The organism is Actinorectispora metalli (genome assembly GCF_056323685.1).
In genome coordinates, this window is sequence record NZ_JBREYE010000001.1 from 1,464,971 (window position 1) to 1,483,513 (window position 18,543).

The 18,543-nt window shown below is 68.4% G+C and carries 14 protein-coding genes; 6 read left to right on the forward strand and 8 right to left on the reverse strand.

Annotation, left to right across the window (positions count from 1 at the left end; translation table 11 throughout):
• Nucleotides 1-20: 20 nt before the first annotated feature.
• A complete protein-coding gene (eno, locus tag ACU6XJ_RS06695) occupies nt 21-1,307 on the reverse strand; it encodes a phosphopyruvate hydratase (protein WP_476307697.1) in 1,287 nt (428 codons plus the stop codon).
• A 199-nt stretch (nt 1,308-1,506) separates the two neighbouring features.
• Between eno and ACU6XJ_RS06700 the strand changes: the two genes are divergently transcribed.
• Nucleotides 1,507-1,890, forward strand: a complete 384-nt coding sequence (locus ACU6XJ_RS06700; protein WP_476307699.1) for a tetratricopeptide repeat protein — start codon at nt 1,507-1,509, stop codon at nt 1,888-1,890.
• 886 nt (nt 1,891-2,776) lie between these two features.
• Here the strand turns inward: ACU6XJ_RS06700 and ACU6XJ_RS06705 are convergent.
• The 3 genes from ACU6XJ_RS06705 to ACU6XJ_RS06715 form a co-directional block, all read right to left on the reverse strand.
• Nucleotides 2,777-4,357 carry an HNH endonuclease gene (locus tag ACU6XJ_RS06705; RefSeq protein ID WP_476307702.1) on the reverse strand — a complete coding sequence of 527 codons (1,581 nt, stop codon included), beginning with the start codon at nt 4,355-4,357 and terminating at the stop codon, nt 2,777-2,779.
• 418 nt (nt 4,358-4,775) lie between these two features.
• On the reverse strand, nt 4,776-5,612 hold the full coding sequence (locus ACU6XJ_RS06710; RefSeq protein ID WP_476307704.1) for a lytic murein transglycosylase: 837 nt from the start codon (nt 5,610-5,612) through the stop codon (nt 4,776-4,778).
• 81 nt (nt 5,613-5,693) lie between these two features.
• Nucleotides 5,694-6,470, reverse strand: coding sequence for a lytic murein transglycosylase (locus ACU6XJ_RS06715; RefSeq protein ID WP_476307708.1), 777 nt, complete (start codon nt 6,468-6,470; stop codon nt 5,694-5,696).
• A 454-nt stretch (nt 6,471-6,924) separates the two neighbouring features.
• Between ACU6XJ_RS06715 and ACU6XJ_RS06720 the strand changes: the two genes are divergently transcribed.
• Nucleotides 6,925-7,281: a hypothetical protein gene (locus tag ACU6XJ_RS06720; protein ID WP_476307710.1), complete on the forward strand. Its 357-nt coding sequence runs from the start codon at nt 6,925-6,927 to the stop codon at nt 7,279-7,281.
• A 1-nt stretch (nt 7,282) separates the two neighbouring features.
• On the opposite strand, the gene ACU6XJ_RS06725 is transcribed toward ACU6XJ_RS06720, so the two are convergent.
• Nucleotides 7,283-8,245, reverse strand: coding sequence for a nucleoside triphosphate pyrophosphohydrolase (locus tag ACU6XJ_RS06725; RefSeq protein WP_476307712.1), 963 nt, complete (start codon nt 8,243-8,245; stop codon nt 7,283-7,285).
• A 4-nt stretch (nt 8,246-8,249) separates the two neighbouring features.
• The gene (locus ACU6XJ_RS06730) at nt 8,250-9,209 is read right to left on the reverse strand and encodes a SurA N-terminal domain-containing protein (RefSeq protein WP_476307715.1); all 960 of its coding nucleotides are present in this window, start codon (nt 9,207-9,209) and stop codon (nt 8,250-8,252) included.
• Nucleotides 9,210-9,441: 232 nt separating this feature from the next.
• Between ACU6XJ_RS06730 and ACU6XJ_RS06735 the strand changes: the two genes are divergently transcribed.
• The gene (locus ACU6XJ_RS06735) at nt 9,442-10,449 is read left to right on the forward strand and encodes a hypothetical protein (RefSeq protein WP_476307717.1); all 1,008 of its coding nucleotides are present in this window, start codon (nt 9,442-9,444) and stop codon (nt 10,447-10,449) included.
• Nucleotides 10,450-10,460: 11 nt separating this feature from the next.
• On the opposite strand, the gene mfd is transcribed toward ACU6XJ_RS06735, so the two are convergent.
• Nucleotides 10,461-14,075, reverse strand: coding sequence for a transcription-repair coupling factor (gene mfd / locus ACU6XJ_RS06740; protein WP_476307720.1), 3,615 nt, complete (start codon nt 14,073-14,075; stop codon nt 10,461-10,463).
• 156 nt (nt 14,076-14,231) lie between these two features.
• Between mfd and ACU6XJ_RS06745 the strand changes: the two genes are divergently transcribed.
• Nucleotides 14,232-14,705: a hypothetical protein gene (locus ACU6XJ_RS06745; RefSeq protein ID WP_476307722.1), complete on the forward strand. Its 474-nt coding sequence runs from the start codon at nt 14,232-14,234 to the stop codon at nt 14,703-14,705.
• Nucleotides 14,706-14,771: 66 nt separating this feature from the next.
• Nucleotides 14,772-15,728 (forward strand): hypothetical protein, encoded by a 957-nt coding sequence (locus ACU6XJ_RS06750; RefSeq protein ID WP_476307724.1) that lies wholly within the window; start codon nt 14,772-14,774, stop codon nt 15,726-15,728.
• A gap of 1 nt (nt 15,729) precedes the next feature.
• On the opposite strand, the gene ACU6XJ_RS06755 is transcribed toward ACU6XJ_RS06750, so the two are convergent.
• Nucleotides 15,730-17,226 (reverse strand): PstS family phosphate ABC transporter substrate-binding protein, encoded by a 1,497-nt coding sequence (locus ACU6XJ_RS06755; RefSeq protein ID WP_476307727.1) that lies wholly within the window; start codon nt 17,224-17,226, stop codon nt 15,730-15,732.
• A 143-nt stretch (nt 17,227-17,369) separates the two neighbouring features.
• Between ACU6XJ_RS06755 and ACU6XJ_RS06760 the strand changes: the two genes are divergently transcribed.
• Nucleotides 17,370-18,539 carry a PQQ-dependent sugar dehydrogenase gene (locus ACU6XJ_RS06760; protein WP_476307728.1) on the forward strand — a complete coding sequence of 390 codons (1,170 nt, stop codon included), beginning with the start codon at nt 17,370-17,372 and terminating at the stop codon, nt 18,537-18,539.
• The last annotated feature ends 4 nt before the right edge of the window (nt 18,540-18,543 follow it).

Consider the following 18,543-nt stretch of genomic DNA (forward strand, 5'->3'; position numbering starts at 1 on the left):
CACCCCTCCTTACGTGCTGATCAGCTTTCCGGCGTGTACCGCGGGAACGCGAGCTCACCCGCGTACCGCGCGGCGTCACCGAGGGCCTCCTCGATGCGCAGCAGCTGGTTGTACTTGGCGACCCGCTCGCTGCGGGCCGGCGCACCGGTCTTGATCTGGCCGCAGCCGGTGGCCACCGCGAGGTCGGCGATCGTGGTGTCCTCGGTCTCCCCGGAACGGTGGCTCATCATGCAGCGGTACCCGGTGGAATGCGCCAGCGTGACCGCGTCCAGCGTCTCCGACAGCGTGCCGATCTGATTGACCTTCACCAGCAGCGCGTTCGCGGCGTGCCGGGCGATCCCGTCCTCCAGCCGCTCCTGGTTGGTGACGAAGAGGTCGTCGCCGACCAGCTGAACGCGCTCCCCGATCTGAGCGGTCAGCGAGACCCAGCCGTCCCAGTCGTCCTCGGACAGCGGGTCCTCGATGGACACCAGCGGGTAGGCGTCGACAAGCTCGGCGTAGTAGGCCGCCATCTGCTCGACGCTGCGCTTGCTGCCCTCGAAGTTGTAGACGCCGTCGGAGAAGAACTCGGTGGCGGCCACGTCCAGCGCCAGCACGACGTCCCGACCAAGCTTGAACCCGGCCTTGTCCACCGCGATCCCGATGAGGTCCAGCGCCTCCCGGTTGTTGGACAACGCGGGCGCGAACCCACCCTCATCGCCAAGACCGGTGGCCAGGCCTTTGCCCTTCAGGACGGACTTGAGCGCGTGGTAGACCTCGGTACCCCAGCGCAGCGCCTCACGGAAGTTCTCGGCGCCGATGGGCGCCACCATGAACTCCTGGATGTCGACATCGGTGTCGGCGTGAGCGCCGCCGTTGAGGATGTTCATCATGGGCACCGGCAGCACGTGCGCGTTGGGCCCACCCACGTAGCGGAACAGCTCCAGCCCACTGGACTCCGCCGCCGCTTTGGCCACGGCCAGCGAGACGCCGAGAATCGCGTTCGCGCCGAGCCGCGACTTGTCCGGGGTGCCGTCCAGGTCGACCAGCTTCTGGTCCACCACACGCTGCTCGACGGCCTCGAGCCCGCTGAGCTCGGGTCCGATCTCGTCGAGAACGGCGGTGACGGCTTTCTCGACGCCCTTGCCGAGGTAGCGACGGGCATCGCCGTCGCGGAGTTCCACGGCTTCGTGTTCGCCGGTGGACGCCCCGGAGGGGACGGCGGCGCGGGCCAGCGTCCCGTCGTCGAGCGCGACCTCGACCTCGACCGTCGGGTTCCCGCGCGAGTCCAGGATCTCCCTGGCCCCCACCTGCTCGATGACCGCCACCTGCAAGCTCCTGTCGTAGATCGGTAGTGATGCGCCCGGCATACTTCGCGATCGAGCCTAGTCGTGCTCGGGGCGTACCCGAATGAGATACACGCGGCAGCGGTGGAAGGATCACGCAACGTTTGCCGAACAATCGCCGAAGACAGCCGCTGCCAGTGGTTTTCGAATCAGCCGTGCTACGCGTAAATTAGACGGGACCATGAGCGCCGCAGACGAGACCTTCGACGCGTTCCGTCGAGCCGAAGCCCTTGTTGACCAACGTCGCCCACTGGAAGCGTTGCGTGCGCTCCGTGAAGTCCTGGCGGCTGCCCCTGACGCGCCCAGCGTCCATCTCCTTGTCGGCCGCGCCTACTTCCTGTCGGCGCAGTTGCGGCGGGCGGAGCAGGCGTTCCGGAAGGTGTTGGATCTCGATCCTGCTGATCATTACGCTCGGTTTGCGCTTGGTCGCACGTTGCAACGGCAGGGGCGGTTGCGGGAGGCGCAGGCTCAGTTGCGTTTGGCTGCCACTATGAATCCGACGCCTGAGTATCAGGAGGCGTTGAATGAGGTTCGGGCTGCTATGGCTTTGCGTGGGGATGATTGAGGGTTTTGCTGGTGGCTTTTGGGGTTCGCTTGGTTGGTGTTCGCCGGCGGGATTTTTTGATGATTTTATGTGGGGCCCCTAGCGGTGGTGCGGAGGGGCTTTTCCGGGGCAGGCTTCGCATGCCCCTCTCGCGGACGAGCTTAGCACCACCGCTCCCCCCACAGAAAATCATCAAAAAATCCCGCCTTGGTCAGCGGTTACCAGTGGGCGATTTCGGGTGGGGATCGCACAGGGTTTCGCGATGGCGGAAACCGGCAATTCCGGATGCCGTGCCGACGCCGTCAATTCTGGAGGCGTGCCGATGCCGCGAGTTCGGCAGGAAGACGCCCATCAGTTCTGGATAGCGTGCTGAGGTCGCCACTTCAGCAGGGGCGTTCTGATGTCCTCAGTTCAGCAGACCCGCTGCCGACCGTCACTTCAGGAAGGCGTGCTCACGCCGTCAGTCCAGAAGGGGCACACTTCCGCCAGTTCAGAAGGCCTGCCGAGCGCATCGCTTTAGGGGGCGTGGTGAGGGCGGCAGTTCAGAAGGGTGCTCTGATGTCGTCAATTCAGGAGATCTGTCGATAGCTCAGGAGACCCTCGGCGAACGCCAGCTCACGAGGCGTGCTGACATAGCCAGCCCAGAAGGGCACGCCAATGTCATTGGATCAGAAGGGTGAACTGAACCCGTCAGTTCGGAAGGCCCGCCGAGCGCATCACTTCAAGAGGGCGTGCTGAGGACACCAGTTCAGAAGGGTGCTCTGATGCCGTCAGCTCAGGAGGCCTGCTGACGCCGCCACGACAGGGAGGGCGTGCTGAGAGCACCAGTCCAGAAAGACGTGCCGGCGCCGGCACTCCAGGATGACGCCTGACACCGTCAATCCAGGAAAACACTGAGGGCGACGATTCAGAAGGGTGGAGGTCCTTCGCTTTCACCGCCATCGCCGGATCCGGATGTGGATGTGGTTGTGGATATGGGTGTGGATATGGGTGTGGGTGTGGGTGTGCCTCGGTTTCGGTGGGTGGGGTGGGTGTTTTTCGGCGTGCGTTGTTCGAGTGGTGGGGTGGCGCGGTTTGGTGGTGCGGTCGGTGGGGATTTGGGGTGGTGTGCCACTCGGGTCGGCCGCTTGCCGAGGTGCGAGTTGTTGTTCGGGTTGTCGTTGGTCGGGTTGTTGTGTGGTGGGTGCGGGTTGTTGTTCGGGTTGGTGTTGTGGGGTGGGTGCGGGTTGTTGTGGGGTGTGGGGTCGAGTAGGGGTTGTGGGGGGATTTGGTAGGTGCGTCCGGTGGGGCTGGTCCAGTGCAGGGTGCCGGGGGTGGGTTGGGTTGCGGTCCATCCGCCTCGGTGTTTGGTGTGGTGGTGGCGGGCGCATAGGGGTGCGAGGTTGGTGTGGCTGGTGGGGCCGCCTTGGCTGTATTGGTGGGTGTGGTCGAGTTCGATTCCTGTGCTGCGGGATTTGCGGGTGCAGCCGGGGAAGCAGCATCTGGGGTTGCGGGTTTTGATGTAGCGGGTGAGTTCGCGGCCGGGTCGGTAGACCTTCTGCTTGAGGGGGAGCGCGATGCCGGCGTCGTCGACCAGGACGCGTTTGTAGACGACGGTGTCGCGGTGGGTGTCGATGATGGTCCGCATCACCGAGGCGGGCAGCATGCTGCCGTCGGCCAGCTCGACGGGGACGTCATCGGCGCCGATGAGGGTGGTCAATGGTGTGATGATGTGCAGGACCGCCGTGGTGGAGGCGGCCAGCTCTCGGGTGCGTTCGTCGAGGGTGCCGGCGAGTAGGCCGAGGGCGATGTCGGAGCGGAGTTGGTCGAGGGTGCGCTCGTCCCCGTCGCGTTTGAGTGCGCGGGCGATCTTGTCGACCCGGTCGTCGACGACGGAGATCTTTTCGGTGGCGCCGCCGATGATGTAGTGGGCGAACCCGTCCTCACCGGGTTTTTTCGACGCGTAGGTGTCCCTGCGACGCTGCTCGGAGCGTTTCTCACAACCCTGCGGGTCCACCCGCGACACCGTGCGGCGCAGGATGCTCGCCAACTGTTGCGCGGTCCGACCCGGCGCCTTCACCAAAGCTTCCTGCTCGACTCGGGTTCGGATCTCGGGCTCGAGAACGGAGGTGGCGTTGGCGATGGCGTAGGCATGCCCGGTGTCGATCCGCCCGTCCTTCAACGCCGCATGAGTGGCGGGCAGATCCCCGCACAGGGTCAGGGCGTCGCTGAGGACCCGGTCGGCCGCACGCGGGGACAGCTTGGCCGCCGAGGCGATCTCGGTGTCGCAGAACGAGCCCCACGACACCTCCGGTTCGGCCTTGCGGATCTCCCACAACCGGTAGGCCGCCTCCCATTCCACCGCTTTGGCGAAGCTCTGCAACCGGCGGGCCAACACCACCACCGACAACGCCTCATCATCGGAGACCGCCGACATGTCGGTGGCCAGCACGGCCTCCAACACCTCACCCACCGGCGAGGTGTGACAGAGCTCCCCCAAAGAAGTCATACCCCCATGATATCGAATACTCGTTCGATATCGCATCACCCGAAAGGGCTGGACAATCAATCACGCAAGGTCACCGAAAAGGCGACACTCGACCGGACGCCAACAAATTGTATCGTGGGATTTGTTGTTTTACATGGGGTGGCGGTGCCGCTAAGCTCGCCGCGAGGAAGGGCATGCGAAGCCTGCCCGGTAAAGCCCTTCCGCGGCACCGCAGGGGCCCCATGTCAAACAACAAATCCCACCAAACCCAACAGAAACCCCCCACACCAGCGGAATCCAAAACTCATCAACCCCACCACCCCCATCTTTAGAACACCCAACAAATCCCACTACCAGAACTTCTTGAAAGAGCGCACCTCGCCCGAAAGAACCCCGACCCCTGCTCGCCCGCCAACAAAAACACTACTAGAGCAAAATCTCACAAACTACGAGACGCGCGGGCGAACTTATCAGCCAAGCCGTAAACCTTCTGCCCATACTCTACCGAGTGGTTGTAGGACATGATCCCAGCCCACCACCCATGCCCACTCGCCATGTCGCGGCCGTTCGCGCACAAATAGCGAGCAGCAGCCGCCGCCGCGTCATCGATGTCCTGGGGGTCACCCCGACCGTCCCCATCGCCGTCAGTGGCCCAACCGGCCCAAGTAGACGGAATGAACTGCATGGGGCCAACGGCCCGGTCGTGCTCGGTGTCGCCATCCAACCGGCCGCGGTCCGTGTCGCCGATCAGCTTTACGCCGGTCGACCCATTCAACGCCACCCCGATGATCGGCTTCGACGGACGACCATCCTCACCAAGCGTGGCGCCGCCCCAGCGGCCGTGGTTGGACTCGATTTTCCCAATAGCCGCCAGCGAAGCCCACGTAATGCGGCAACCAGGAGTAGTACGCCGAGTCGCCAGGTCCGCATTCATATAAGCACGCATGGCCCGTTCAGGGATGTCGGTGCGCGCCGACACCACGCTCGCCCAGGTCGCCAGTGGGTCACGAGCGGCCTGGCCCGCAGGATTCGCGGGCTGACGGGCCGAACCGGAAGCGTCCGGCGGCGCAACGCCCGGCTGCACCGCCGCCGCTTGGACCAGGTCCGCGGGGATCGGCTCCGGTGGCGGACCCGCAGCGGGGCGGGTCGCGATGACCATGGCCCAGGCCGAGCCCGCAAGCACCGTGAGTAGCGCTACCACCAGGCCGAGGCGCCCTGCGGTCGTGCGCCAGCCGCGCCGCGAGGGTCTCGGCGCCGGGCTGGGCTGTTCGGGCATAGCTTCGGCCACCTCAACAGATTACCGACCGTACGTCTTAACTTCGTTAAGCATCTGCCGCTGGGTGGGAGACCGAATGGGTTAGGGCTGATGACTCATCCGGCCGTATCGGTCCGCCGAATTCAGTACATTCTGCCCATACTCCCGGCTGGCGTTGTAGGTCAGCACCGCGGTCCAGTAGCCCTGCGCCGAGGACAGGTCTCCGCCGCCGGAGCATAAGTACCTGGCGGCGGCCAGCGCGGCGTCGTCCAGGTCGTCCGGGTCCGCCACGCCATCGCGGTCCGCGTCGACCGCCCACCGCTTCCACGTCTCGGGAATGAATTGCAGCGGACCGATCGCCAGGTCGTAGTCAGGATCGCCGTCCAGTTTGCCGCGGTCGCTGTCGGGGACCACCCGCGTGCCGGGCCTGCCGTCGAGTGGGATGCCGCGGATCGGCGGCGACGGCTTGCCGGTGTCGGCAAGCACTCCGCCGTTGAGGGTGCCGTGGCGGGATTCGATCGCCCCGACTCCCGCCAGCATCGACCAACCCAGGCCGCACGACGGGCGCTCCACGCTGAGCACCGAGGCCGCGTAGCCATACGCCGCGACCGCCGTGGCGGAGACGCCGATGCGCTCGGAGACAGTCCGCGACCACGCGGCCAGCGCCTGCTGCGGCGGCTGGGGCAGGGTGCCCTTGGGCTTGCGCGGCGGGCGAGGCACCTCGGGCGCGCCGATGCCGGGGTTCGGCGGCGCCACCGCGGGCGGGCCGCCGCCGAGCTCCACCTCGGGCAGTCGGTTCACGACGTAGACGATCGCGGCGAACAGACCGACCACCACCAGCAGGGACACCCCGGCCACGACTGCGGACGTTCTCGACAAGGCACCTCCCAGTTCCGACGAACGCGCCTAGAACAGGACGCGGGCGCGGCGAGCCGGGTTGCCTCGATGAGACCTGGCTGACCGAAGCGCCCATCCATATAGTCGTTTGTACGCGGCTCCACCGGGTTCTCGTCACCTCGCAGGCCGGTTTTCTGCTCAATGCGCCGCATGGCGGTGAGGTCCGGCACAGAAGGACGTCCAACGGGAAAATGGCGAACAATCAACGGCAATGGCTCGCCAGTGATTGTTTCCCACCACAATCCGATTCCGTTTTCGTCCACTGTGGACGGTCAATTGTTCATCAGCGGGCCGCAGCGAGTTAACACTCACTAATAGTGATAAGAATTCGTCATAGCTCCCCACCGGATGTTCAGGAGTGCATCTCAGCGGGTACTCCCAAGCACCGTCAGCCCTGCAGCACCTTCGGGTGTCCAGCTGCACGCGAGGAGTCGCGATGAGCCCGACGACGAATTCACACGACTTGCGACGGGCATTGGAGGAGGTGGCCCAGCTGTGCACCAGCCTGCACAACGCCGGCACCTCTCTCACCGATGAACACATTGATGAGCGAAGCCGGTTCTTCAACAACGTTCAGCGAGTGCTGTGGGAGTGGAACAGGTGCGGCCGAAATCTCGTTCAGCTACTGCACTGTGACGGCACGCTGTTGATCGACGAGTTCTACCCGGATTACTGCGACGACACATTCCGCTTCGCCGAGATGGCGCTGCACCCGGTGCGGGAGCTGCTGGAGGCGACCCACGAGCGGAACCGGCTGAGCCTGCCGTGTTCCTGCTGCTTGGACGACGACTGACCTAGCGCCAGAAGCGGCGCCAGCCGTCGGCGTCCATGGTGGCGGGGTCGACGCCCTCGGTGCGGGCGGCGGTCTCGGCGGCGCGGACGCGGTCGGCGAAGTCCTTGGCGGCGGCGCGGAGTTCGGCTTCCGGGTCCTCCCGCGCGAACTGGGCCAGGGCCGCGACGGCGAACAGGGTAAGGCCGGTGGTGTCGCCGTCGGGGAGCAGGTCGACGGGGAAACCGGCGCGGCGGGCGCGCTGCACGAGCTTGGCGGCCAAGGCGACGGCGGGCTGGCCGAGAGCGACGCCGTCGAGGCAGGACTGGCGGCGCTTCTCGGCCTGCTTGAGCTCCTCCCAGCGGATCTCCTGGGAGGCGGCATCGCGGACCTCGGGGTCGCCCGCGCCGAAGACATGCGGGTGGCGGCCGACGAGCTTGGCCACCAGCGCACCGGCCACGTCGTCGATGGAGAACGGGTCGTCGGCGTCCTCGGTGGCGACCCTGGCGTGGAAGAGCACCTGGAGCAGGACGTCGCCCAGTTCCTCGCGCAGCGCGTGGCGGTCGCCGTCCTCGATGGCCTCAAGGAGCTCGTAGGTCTCCTCGATCAGGTACCGCCGAAGCGAGTCGTGGGTCTGCTCGGCATCCCACGGGCAGCCGCCGGGCGAGCGGAGGCGGTCCATGACATGCGCGGCCTCCAGCAACTCGCGGCCCGCGGGCGGGGGCGGGGCGAAGACCTGAGCGCCGCCCGCCTGCATGGCCGCGGCGATCGGCTCGGCGAGGTCGCCGCACACCACGGCGACCTGCTTGACCTCCGCGAGCTCCAACACATCGTCGGGCGCGACCGGCAGGCCGAGGGCCGTCCTGGTCTCCTGGTCCAGATCCGGACCGGCGAACACCTCGTCCGCGGTGCGCAGCACCGGCAGGGCGGCAACCGGGATGACCGCGCCGAGCAGCCGATCGGTCAGCACGACCGCGCTGGTGTGCATCGCGTCAGGCGGGGTTGCGGACCGGCAGCACCACGCCGCTGGCGACGTCGGTGCGTCCCACCGAGGCCAGGCTCACCGGGTCCCAGGTGCCGTAACGCGGGTTGACCCGCACGCCGATCTCCTCGGCCAGCGGGGCCAGCATCCGGATGCCGACGCCCTCCAGCAGGCGCGGGTCGGCGTCCTCTGGCTTGTCGGTCTGCCCGGCGTCGGGCTTGGCGTCGGTGCGGCGCTCCTTGACGTGGGCGACCAGCCACGACCGCTGGTTCTCGTCCACCGGGAAGGCGGTCACCGTGCCGGGCTTGACGCCGAAGAAGGCAAGCCGGGCCAGCTGAAGGTCCGAACTCGCGGAGAGCTTCTCGTCGATGCCGGCGCGGCCCGCGTCCTCGCCGCGCTTGAACCGCTCCTGGGCCTGCTTGACGTAGTCCTCGGCGGCCTTCGGGCCCTTGGCCATCTCCTCGGCGGCCTTGAGCGCCTTGTCGCGGGTCTCGAACTGCACGTAGTCGAAGGTGATGGCGAGCCTGCCGACGTACTTGCGGCCCAGCTCGGTCAGCAGGAGCTGGTCGCGGGCGCGTTCCCGGTAGGTGTGCTCGGTGTAGAGCGTGCCCTTGGACGCCGCGGCGGCCCCGCCCTGCTTGTTGACCAGGTCGGTGACCTGTTCCTCGTTGTAGCTGATGCCCTCGCGCTCCACGGCCTTCTGGATCAGCTCGTGCCGCACCAGCAGCGTCACCAGGCTGCGGGTCACCTCGTCAAGCTGCTGCTGTTGCTCCAGCTGCTTGCGGGCTTCCGGCTCTTTGTCCAGGACGTCCCGAATGCGCTGCTGCACCTCGGGCACGGTCACGGCGGTGTCGCCGACGATGAAGGCGGATCCGACCTGCTTGGGGCCGGAACCGCAGCCCGCGAGCAGCACTGCGGCGGCGGCGAGCAAGGTCACCACAATGGAGGGACGGCTAAGGGCCTTGGTCACGGTATGTACCTTCTCACATCAGGCACCTGAACGAGGAGTCCACCCAAACGCCGCAGTGCCACTCAGCGCAGGGCCAGCTACCTTCGGTGATCTCAGGCTAGCCGCCAACACGAGACTCCGTTTGAACGTGCAAGGACGCCGCCGGCGAATATTCATCCGTCGGCGCTTTTTTGGCGCTCGCACCGGGGCCCTGCCCGTCAGAGCAGGAGCGACGGGGTCGGGAAGGCATGACGTGACGCGACGCAGGGTGCACAGCGCCGCAACCGGTACCGAGCCTATTCCCTACCACTTATTGGCCAGAGAAGACCTGATCATCGACCGAGGAACACCGTCACGAGTGGGACTGTCCGATGTGGACCGTCTGATCGCGACAACCAAGGCACTGCGCACATTGGACTTCCGTCAAGGCGGCGGGGCCGTGCTGCGCGCGGCCGTGACCCACGTGCAGCGCGCGAACGAACTTCTGTCGGGGGCCTGCTCGGACAAGGTGCGCAGGAAGCTGGTGCGGGCGGTCATCGGCGCCCACCAGCTCGCGGGCTGGGCGTCGTTCGACATGGGCCACAACGAGGAGGCCCGGCAGCAGTACTGGCGGGCGCTGCAACTGTCCGAGGAGGTCGTCGAGCCCGCGCTGACCGCCTACCTGCTCTACTCCTCGGGCCGCATCGACCTGGACAACGGCTCCCCCGACCAGGGCCTTCGCCTGTTGCAACTGGCGTCGCTGATGGCGGAGCAGACCGAGGACGCCCAGCTCAAAGCGCTGTTGGGTGCCCATCAGGTACGGGCCTACGCCCAACTCGACCAGCCGGAGCCCGCGGCCGTCGCGCTGAACTTCACCCGCGACCAGTTCCCCTTCGACCCCAACCCGGAGAGCATGGCCTCCTTCTTCGACGAGGCCGAGTTGCACACCACCGAAGGCGCGCTGCACGCCTACCTGTCGCAAGGCGACCCCTACACCGCGATCGGCCACTACCAGGAGGCCATGGCGGTCGCCCCGCCCAGCCAACTGCGCACCAGGACGCTGATGCGGATCACGCTGGCCGCCCTGCTGCTGCGCGGCGGCGAATTGGAACTCGGCATGTCGATGGCGCATTCCGCCGTGGACGGCTGCGAGCTGCTCCGCTCCCACCGCACCCTGCAACGCCTGGACCGCCTACACGAGGCCGCCCGCCACCGCCCGAGCTCCGACACCCTGGGCCTGACGGAACGCATCGAAACCCTCTGGTCGACCGCCCGCGGCTAGTCGACCGAACATCACCGCACCGTGGCGGGGCTGGGTTGGCCGCAGAGGGTGTCCAGGAACTGGGTGCACCAGTCCAGCAAGGCCACATCGCGCAGGAGGGGTGCGCCCATCCGGCCGCCGGCGGCGCCTTCGGTGGGGCGGGGCAGGGCGACCGTGCGCATGGCGGGCTTGTAGTTGGCCTTGGGGTACAGGCGCTTGAGGCGGACGGTCTGGGAGTCGCGGAGTTCCAGCGGGGTGAAGCGGATCATGCTGCCCTGCAAGGCCACCTCGGTCACGCCGTAGTTCCGGCAAGCCTGCCGGAACGCCGCCACCGCCAGCAGGTGCTCCACCGCCTTGGGTAGCGGGCCGTAGCGGTCCACGAGCTCCTCGCGCACCGCGGCCAGCGCCTCCGCGCTGCCCGCCGCCGCGATCTTGCGGTAGGCCTCCAGCCGCAGCCGCTCGCCCTCGATGTAGTCGTGCGGGACGTGGGCGTCCACCGGGAGCTCGACCCGGACGTCGACCAGCTCCTCCTCGGTCTCCCCCGGCTCCGCCCCGGCGTGGGTGCGGAAAGCCTCCACGGCCTCACCGACCAGCCGCACGTACAGGTCGAAGCCGACGCCCGCGATGTGGCCGGACTGTTCGGCGCCGAGGATGTTGCCCGCGCCGCGGATCTCCAGGTCCTTCATGGCCACCGCCATGCCCGCGCCGAGCTCGGAGTTCTGCGCGATCGTCGCCAGCCGGTCGTGCGCGTGCTCGGTGAGTGGGGCCTCCGGCGGGTACAGGAAGTAGGCGTACCCACGCTCGCGGCTGCGGCCGACGCGGCCGCGAAGCTGGTGCAGCTGGGACAGGCCGAGCAGGTCGGAGCGCTCCACGATGAGGGTGTTGGCGTTGGAGATGTCCAGGCCGGTCTCCACGATCGTGGTGCAGACGAGGACGTCGTACTCCTTCTCCCAGAAGCCCTCGATGACCTTTTCCAGCTTGTCCTCGTGCATCTGGCCGTGCGCGGTGACGATCCTGGCCTCCGGCACGAGTTCGCGGAGGCGGCGGGCGGCCTTCTCGATGGTGCTGACCCGGTTGTGCACGAAGAAGACCTGGCCGTCGCGCAGCAGTTCGCGGCGGATGGCGGCGCCGACCTGCTTGTCGTCGTAGCCGCCGACATAGGTCAGCACCGGGTGCCGCTCCTCGGGCGGGGTGAGGATGGTGGACATCTCGCGGATGCCCGCCAGGCTCATCTCCAGGGTGCGCGGGATCGGCGTCGCGGACATGGTCAGCACGTCGACGTGGGTGCGCAGCGCCTTGATGTGCTCCTTGTGGTCGACGCCGAAGCGCTGTTCCTCGTCGACGATCACCAGCCCGAGGTCCTTGTAGCGCAGGCCGGTCTGAAGCAGCCGGTGGGTGCCGATGACGATGTCGACCTCGCCCTCGGCCAGGCCCGTGATGGTCGCTTGCGCCTCCATCGAGTCGGTGAACCGGGACAGGCCCTTGATGTTCACCGGGAAGGACCGCATCCGGTCGACGAAGGTGTTGAGGTGCTGCTGGGCCAGCAGCGTGGTGGGCACCAGCACCACGACCTGCTTGCCGTCCTGCACGGCCTTGAACGCGGCGCGCACGGCGATCTCGGTCTTGCCGTAGCCGACGTCGCCGCAGATGACGCGGTCCATCGGGACCGCCTTCTCCATATCGGCCTTGACCTCTTCGATGGCGCCCATCTGGTCGACGGTCTCCACGTAGGGGAAGGCGTCCTCCAGCTCCCGCTGCCACGGGGTGTCGCCACCGAAGGCGTGGCCTGGGGCGCTTTGGCGGGCGGCGTAGAGCTGCACCAGGTGCGCGGCGATCTCGCGGACCGCCTTGCGCGCCTTGCTCTTGGTGTTCTTCCAGTCCGAGCCGCCCAGCTTGTTCAGGCTGGGCAGTTCGCCGCCGACGTAGCGGGAGATCTGGTCGAGCTGGTCGGTGGGCACGAACAGCCGGTCGCCCGGCTGGTTGCGCTTGCTGGGCGCGTACTCGATGACCAGGTATTCGCGGGTGGCGCCGCCGACGGTGCGCTGCACCATCTCCACGTACTTGCCGATGCCGTGCTGCTCGTGCACGACGAAGTCGCCCTGCCGCAGCGCCAGCGGGTCGACGGCGTTGCGCCGCCGGGACGGCATCCGCCGCATGTCCTTGGTGGAGGTGCCGCCGCGGCCACCGGTGAGGTCGGTTTCGGTGAGCACCACCAGCGCGATGTCGGGGACGGCGAAACCGTCCTCGATGGCGCCGCGGACCACGGTGACGGTGCCGCCCTTGAGCGCCTCGGTCAGGCCCTCCTCGGCGTACAGCGCGGGCACCTCGGCGTCCCGAAGCTGCTCGCAGGCGCGCTGCGCGGTACCGGCGCCGGGCACGATCAACACGCCGGCGCCGCCGGTCGCGGTGTGCGCCCGCAGGTCGGCGAAGGCCTTGTCCACATCGCCCTGGTAGGCCTGCACGGGCGCGATGTCCAGCCGGATCGGCTCGCGCACCGCGTCGTCTTCGGACTCGGCGGTGGTGAACTGGCTGATCGACCACCACGCCAGCCCCGACTCCTTGGCGTGGGAGGCGATCTCCGCAAGGCCCCGGTAGGCGGAGGCGCCGAGGTCGATGGGGGCCTTGCCGCCGCCCGCGGCCACCGACCAGGAGGCGTCCAGGAACTCCTGGCCGGTGCGGACCAGGTCGTGCGCGCGGGTGCGGATCTTCTCCGGGTCGGCCAGCAGCACGTGCGTGCCCTCGGGCATGACGTCGGTGAGCAGCTCCAACTGCCCGTGGCACAGCGCCGGGATCAGCGCCTCCATGCCCTCCACGGGCATGCCCTCGGCGAGCTTGCCGAGCATCTCGGCCAGGTGCGCGTCGCCCGCGTGCTGCTCGGCGAGGTCGGCGGCGCGCGCCTTGACGTCGGAGGTGAGCAGCAGCTCACGGCAGGGCGGTGCGAACAGCTCGGGAAGCTGCACTGGCAGCGAGCGCTGGTCGGCAACGGAGAACTCGCGGATCTCGCTGACCTCGTCGCCCCAGAACTCCACCCGGATGGCGTGCTCGGCGGTGGGCGGGAAAAGGTCCAGGATGCCGCCGCGGACGGCGAACTCGCCGCGCTTTTCCACCATGTCGACGCGGGCGTAGGCGATGCCGACGAGCTGCTCGATGATCTCGTTGAAGTCGTGTTCCTCGCCGGTCCGCAGCCGCACCGGGCGAAGTTCGCCCAGACCGGGGGCCATCGGCTGGATGAGGCTCCGCACGGTCGCCACCACGACCCGCAGGGCGCCCGCAGGATGCTCCTCGGGGTGGGCCAGCCTGCCCAGAACGGCGAGCCTGCGGCCCACCGTGTCGGCACGCGGGGACAGCCGCTCGTGCGGCAGCGTCTCCCAGGACGGCAGCACGGCCACGGCGTCGGCGCCCAGCAGGTCGCCGACCTCGGCGGTGAGCTCCTCGGCCTCCCGGTCGGTCGCGGTGATGGCCAGCACCGGCCGCGCTCCCCCGCCGAGCCCTTCTTCGGCGGCGAGCCCGGCCACGACCAGCGGCCGCGCCGAGGCGGGCCCCTCGATCTCCAGCGACGGCGAGTTGACCGCGCCGACGACCTGGCGCAGGGCGGAGCCGCCCAGCACGGCACCGAGCAGCGAGTGGAGACAAGCCTGCACCGTCACGAACTACCCCTCGTCAAAGCAGACATACCTCTGCCTGGGACGAGCCGGACAGAGGTCTCACCTCCAAGCCTACGGACCGCGTCAGACGATTTTCGGCTAGGGCTTGGTTGCGCTGATCGGGCTAGCATCGAGCCAGCCACCCGGATCGGAGACCTTGTGAGCACCGAGTCCTCGCGCACCGCGGTTCCCGTCATCGCCCGCACGCTGCTCGGCCTGCCGCTGGTGGCCGCCGTGATGGGTGTCAACACGGCGACCAGGGTCGGCAGCGCCGCGCTTCGGGAGTACCAGGTGGTGCGGGAGGCGCTGCGCGCCCTGCCCCGCCTGGCCGCGGCGATGGAGCAGCTTGTCCCGGCCGGTCAGGCCCTTGAGCAGCTGGACCGGGTGCTGACCAGGCTGGAGCCCGACCTGCCGACGGCGCTGCGCGAAGTGCCGGAGCTGCGTGACCGGCTGGCCGCGGTGGAACCGAGGCTCCAGCAACTGGCCAAGAACACCACCCAGCTGGACAGCTCCATCCGGGTGCTGGCCGACGCGCTCGGCCCGCTCCAGGGCACCACCGAGCGGCTGGGCAGGCTGGTGGACCGCTTCGGCGGGGATCGCCGCCGCAGGCCCAACAACGTGATCGACGGCTGAGAGCGGGCTATGCCGCTTGGCCTGCGGCGGTATTGAGCGTGCCCGCCCGGCGTTAATTTCCGCTGCATGTCATCACGATTGATCACGTCCGCCGCGGCGGTCGTGGCCGGGCTGCTCGCGCTGTCCCTGGACGCGGGCGCGGCTCCGGCCGAGCGCACCGGAGTCACCTCCTACAGCTTCACCAGCGAACAGGGCGACTACATCGGCGGCGGCCAGTCCCGCTCCTACCTGGCTCCGACCGACCGGATCAGGCTGAGCGGCACGCCCGAGTACCTGCGGGTCTCGGTGGACTCGGCCGACGGCGGCGAGTACTGGACCGTCGAGTTGGCCGCCCCGAAGGGCGAGACCCTGCGACCGGGTGTCTACCGCGACGCCGAGCGCGCCGCGTTCCGCAAGGGCCGGGCGCCGGGCATGGACGTCAGCGGCTCGGGCCGCGGCTGCAACCAGGTGTGGGGGCAGTTCACCATCGACCAGATCGAGGTCCGCGACGGCGCCGTCACCGCGCTGGAGGCGGACTTCACGCAGAACTGCGAGCGGGAGAACGCGCCCGCGCTGCGCGGCAAGGTCCGCGTCGGCGTCTTCCCGCTGTCCTACTCCTTCACCAGCGACCCCTGGGACTTCATCGGCGGCGGCGTGAGCAAGTCCTACACCGGCTCCACCACGCTGTTCAGCATGGGCGAGAACTTCTCCCGCGGGGTGACGATCGGCGTGGAGGGCCGTCGCGACAACTGGAGCATCAGCTTCGCCCCGCCCAAGGGCGAGCCGCTCAAGGTCGGCACCTACCCCGATGCCAAGCGCTGGCCGTTCCACGACGACGGCCCCGGCCTGGAGGTCTCGGGCAACGGCCGCGGCTGCAACAAGCTGAATGGCAGCTTCACCATCACCGAGTTGGTCACCGACCCGAACGGCGAGATCATCGCGCTGGCCGCGACCCTGGAGCAGCACTGCGAGGGCGCCCAGCCCGCGCTGCGGGCCTCGGTGAACTACCTCGCGGGTGACTTCGCGGCGCGCCGCGCGGCCTGAGCTACTTGCAGAGGGTGTCCATCACCTCGACACAGGGGATGAGGTCGTCCCGCAGGAAGATCTTGCGGGCCTCCTTGTCCCCTGTGTAGTCCAGGAACGCGGTGAGCAGCGTGTCCGGCTGCGGGTCGCCGAAGGTGTAGGCGTACTCCACCGCCCAGAAGCGGTACCGGCCCTCCTTGACCTTGGCGAGGTCCGCCCGGTGGTCGTCGATGGCCGCGGGCTCCACCCGCTCGTACTTGCGGGCCGCACTGAGCTCGGCGTACCCGATGGCGCCGTCCACCTTGTTCACCGTCTCCAGAAGCTCGCGGGTGGAGCCGACCTCGCAGCGGTAGTAGCCGAAACCGGGGTTGTCGATGCTCTCGCAGTCGTCGGAGGAGATGCCCAGCTCACGCGTGCCGCCCAGCGCCTTGTCCTCGAAGGCACGCCGCGAACCCGAGTCCGGTCCGATACGGCTGACCATCTTGATCGGCTTGTCGCTGCCGCCGAGCTCACGCCAGTTCTTGATGGTGCCCGCGTAGATCCCCTTGAGCTGATCGGAGGTCAATGCGGTGATGCCCGCCGCCTCGTTGATCACCACCGAGAACACCACCACCGCGATCGGCCTCGGCCGCAGGTCCTTGAGACCGCCGTCGGCGGCGCCGTCGGACATCGCGATCACGTTCGGATTGGCGTTGTCCTGGAGGTAGCGGGTGCCGCTGCGGCTTCCGGTGCCGTCGACCTCGATGTCGGGGCTGACGTCGAACTTGCCGCACTCGGCGACGTAGGAGCCGCGGATCTCCTTCATGATCGGCTCGAACGCGGTGGAGCCGACCACCCGCAACTGGCCGGGCACGCAGTGCGCGGGCCGGGCTTCCGGCGCGCTGAGCAGCAGGCCCGTCAGCGCGCCGACCAGCAGGAACGACAGGGCGCCGTAGACCAGGCTGCGCTTGAGCGGACCGCGGCTGCGGGTGTCGCGGACCACCCCGCCGCCCGGTCCGCCGCCGGTGAGGTAGCCGGCGTGTTTGACCTGATCGCCTTTGCCGGTGAGCAGCAACAGCAGCTTGAAGCTGTCGTTGCGGTTGATCGCGATCTTGGGCAGCACCAGCCGCTCGGTGCCGAGCACCAGGTCCGGGTCGAGCCGCTCGGACAGCATGGTCTCCAGCGTGTCGGGCTTGGCCTCGGTGATCTCCAGCCCCACGATCATGCGGTCGGGGAAGGTGAAGGACAGCCGTTCCTGCACGTCCCGCGGCTCGATGTCCTGCCCGCCGACGTTCTCGATGCGCAGCAGCACCAGGCTCGGGTCGGCCACCACGGCGTCGTTGCGGCGGAACTCCACGTCGACCATCTCGGTGACGTGGTCCGGGCTCAGGCTCATCGGCGCGTTGAGCTGCACCCGGTAGCTGAGACGCTTGCGGCGCAGCACGAACCGGTCGAGCAGCCAGGCCGTCCCGGTGAGCAGCAAGGCCACACCCGCGAGGACCGCCTCCAGGGTGACCTCGCCGATGCCGTCGAAGGACATGTCCACCTTCCCCCCATGCCAGACACGCCAGCGTATTCGGCGCGATACGCGAAACCGGCTCAGTTCAACTGCCGTTGGTGCAGGCGGTGTGCAGTTGTGTCCCAGGTGCGCCGTTCGGACGGCGAGTTCACACCCTGCCGGGCATGCTGGCAGTTATGCGGATCACGGGTTTGCTCCTCGCGCTGGCGCTCACCGCGTGCAGCAGCGGAACTGGTCAGGGCAGCGCGCCCAGCACGGCCGCCGCCCCCGCCTTCAAGGTCGAGGTCGTGGCGACCGGGTTCGACCACGGCTGGGATGTCGGCTTCCTGCCCGACGGCGCCGCGCTGGTCACCCAGCGCCCGGCGCGCATCGCCCTGGTCTCGGCGGACCGCAAGGTCAGCCCCGTCCAGGCCGATCTGTCCACTGTGTACGTCCGCGGCGAGGGCGGCCTGATGGGCATGGTGATACACCCCGACTTCGCCACCTCACGGCAGTTCACCACCTGCCAGACGCACCAGGAGAACGGCAGGCCGGTCGACGTCCGGCTGGTCACCTGGACGCTGTCGGCGGACGGCCGCAGCGCCGAGAAGCAGCGTGATCTGCTGACCGGGCTGCCGATCAACCCCAGCGGCCGCCACTCCGGTTGCCGCCCCGAAATGGCCGCCGACGGCAGCCTGCTCGTCGGCACCGGCGACAGCGCGCGCCCGGCGTTCCCCCAGGACCGCACCAACCTGGGCGGCAAGGTGCTGCGCCTCGACCTCAAGACCGGCGAGCCCGCGCCGGGCAATCCGTTCGCCTCCGCACGCGATGAGAACGAGCGGCGGGTGTGGACCTACGGTCACCGCAACATCCAGGGCGTCGCGTCGCGGCCGGGTACCGACCAGGTGTTCACCGCCGAGCACGGCCCGGACCGCGACGACGAGCTCAACCTGCTGCGCAAGGGCGCCAACTACGGCTGGGACCCGGCCCAGGGCGGCACCGTGCAGAGCTATGACGAGAGCGTGCCGATGACCGACAAGCAGCGCTTCCCCGACGCGGTGGAGGCGGTGTGGAGTTCCGGCGATCCCCCGGAGGCGATCTGCGCGTCGACGTTCCTGACCGGGAAGACGTGGGGTGACCTGGAGGGCGCGTTGGCGGTGGTCGCGCTGCGCGGCAGCAAGCTGATGCTGTTCCGGCTGACCCCGGAAGGCACGGTGCGCGAGGCGGTGATCCCGAAGGAGTTGGACGACACCCACGGCAGGCTCCGCGGCGCCCGGATGGGCCCCGACGGCGCGCTGTACGTCACGACGTCCAACGGGGACGACGACAAGCTGCTGCGCATCACCCGAAGCTGACCTG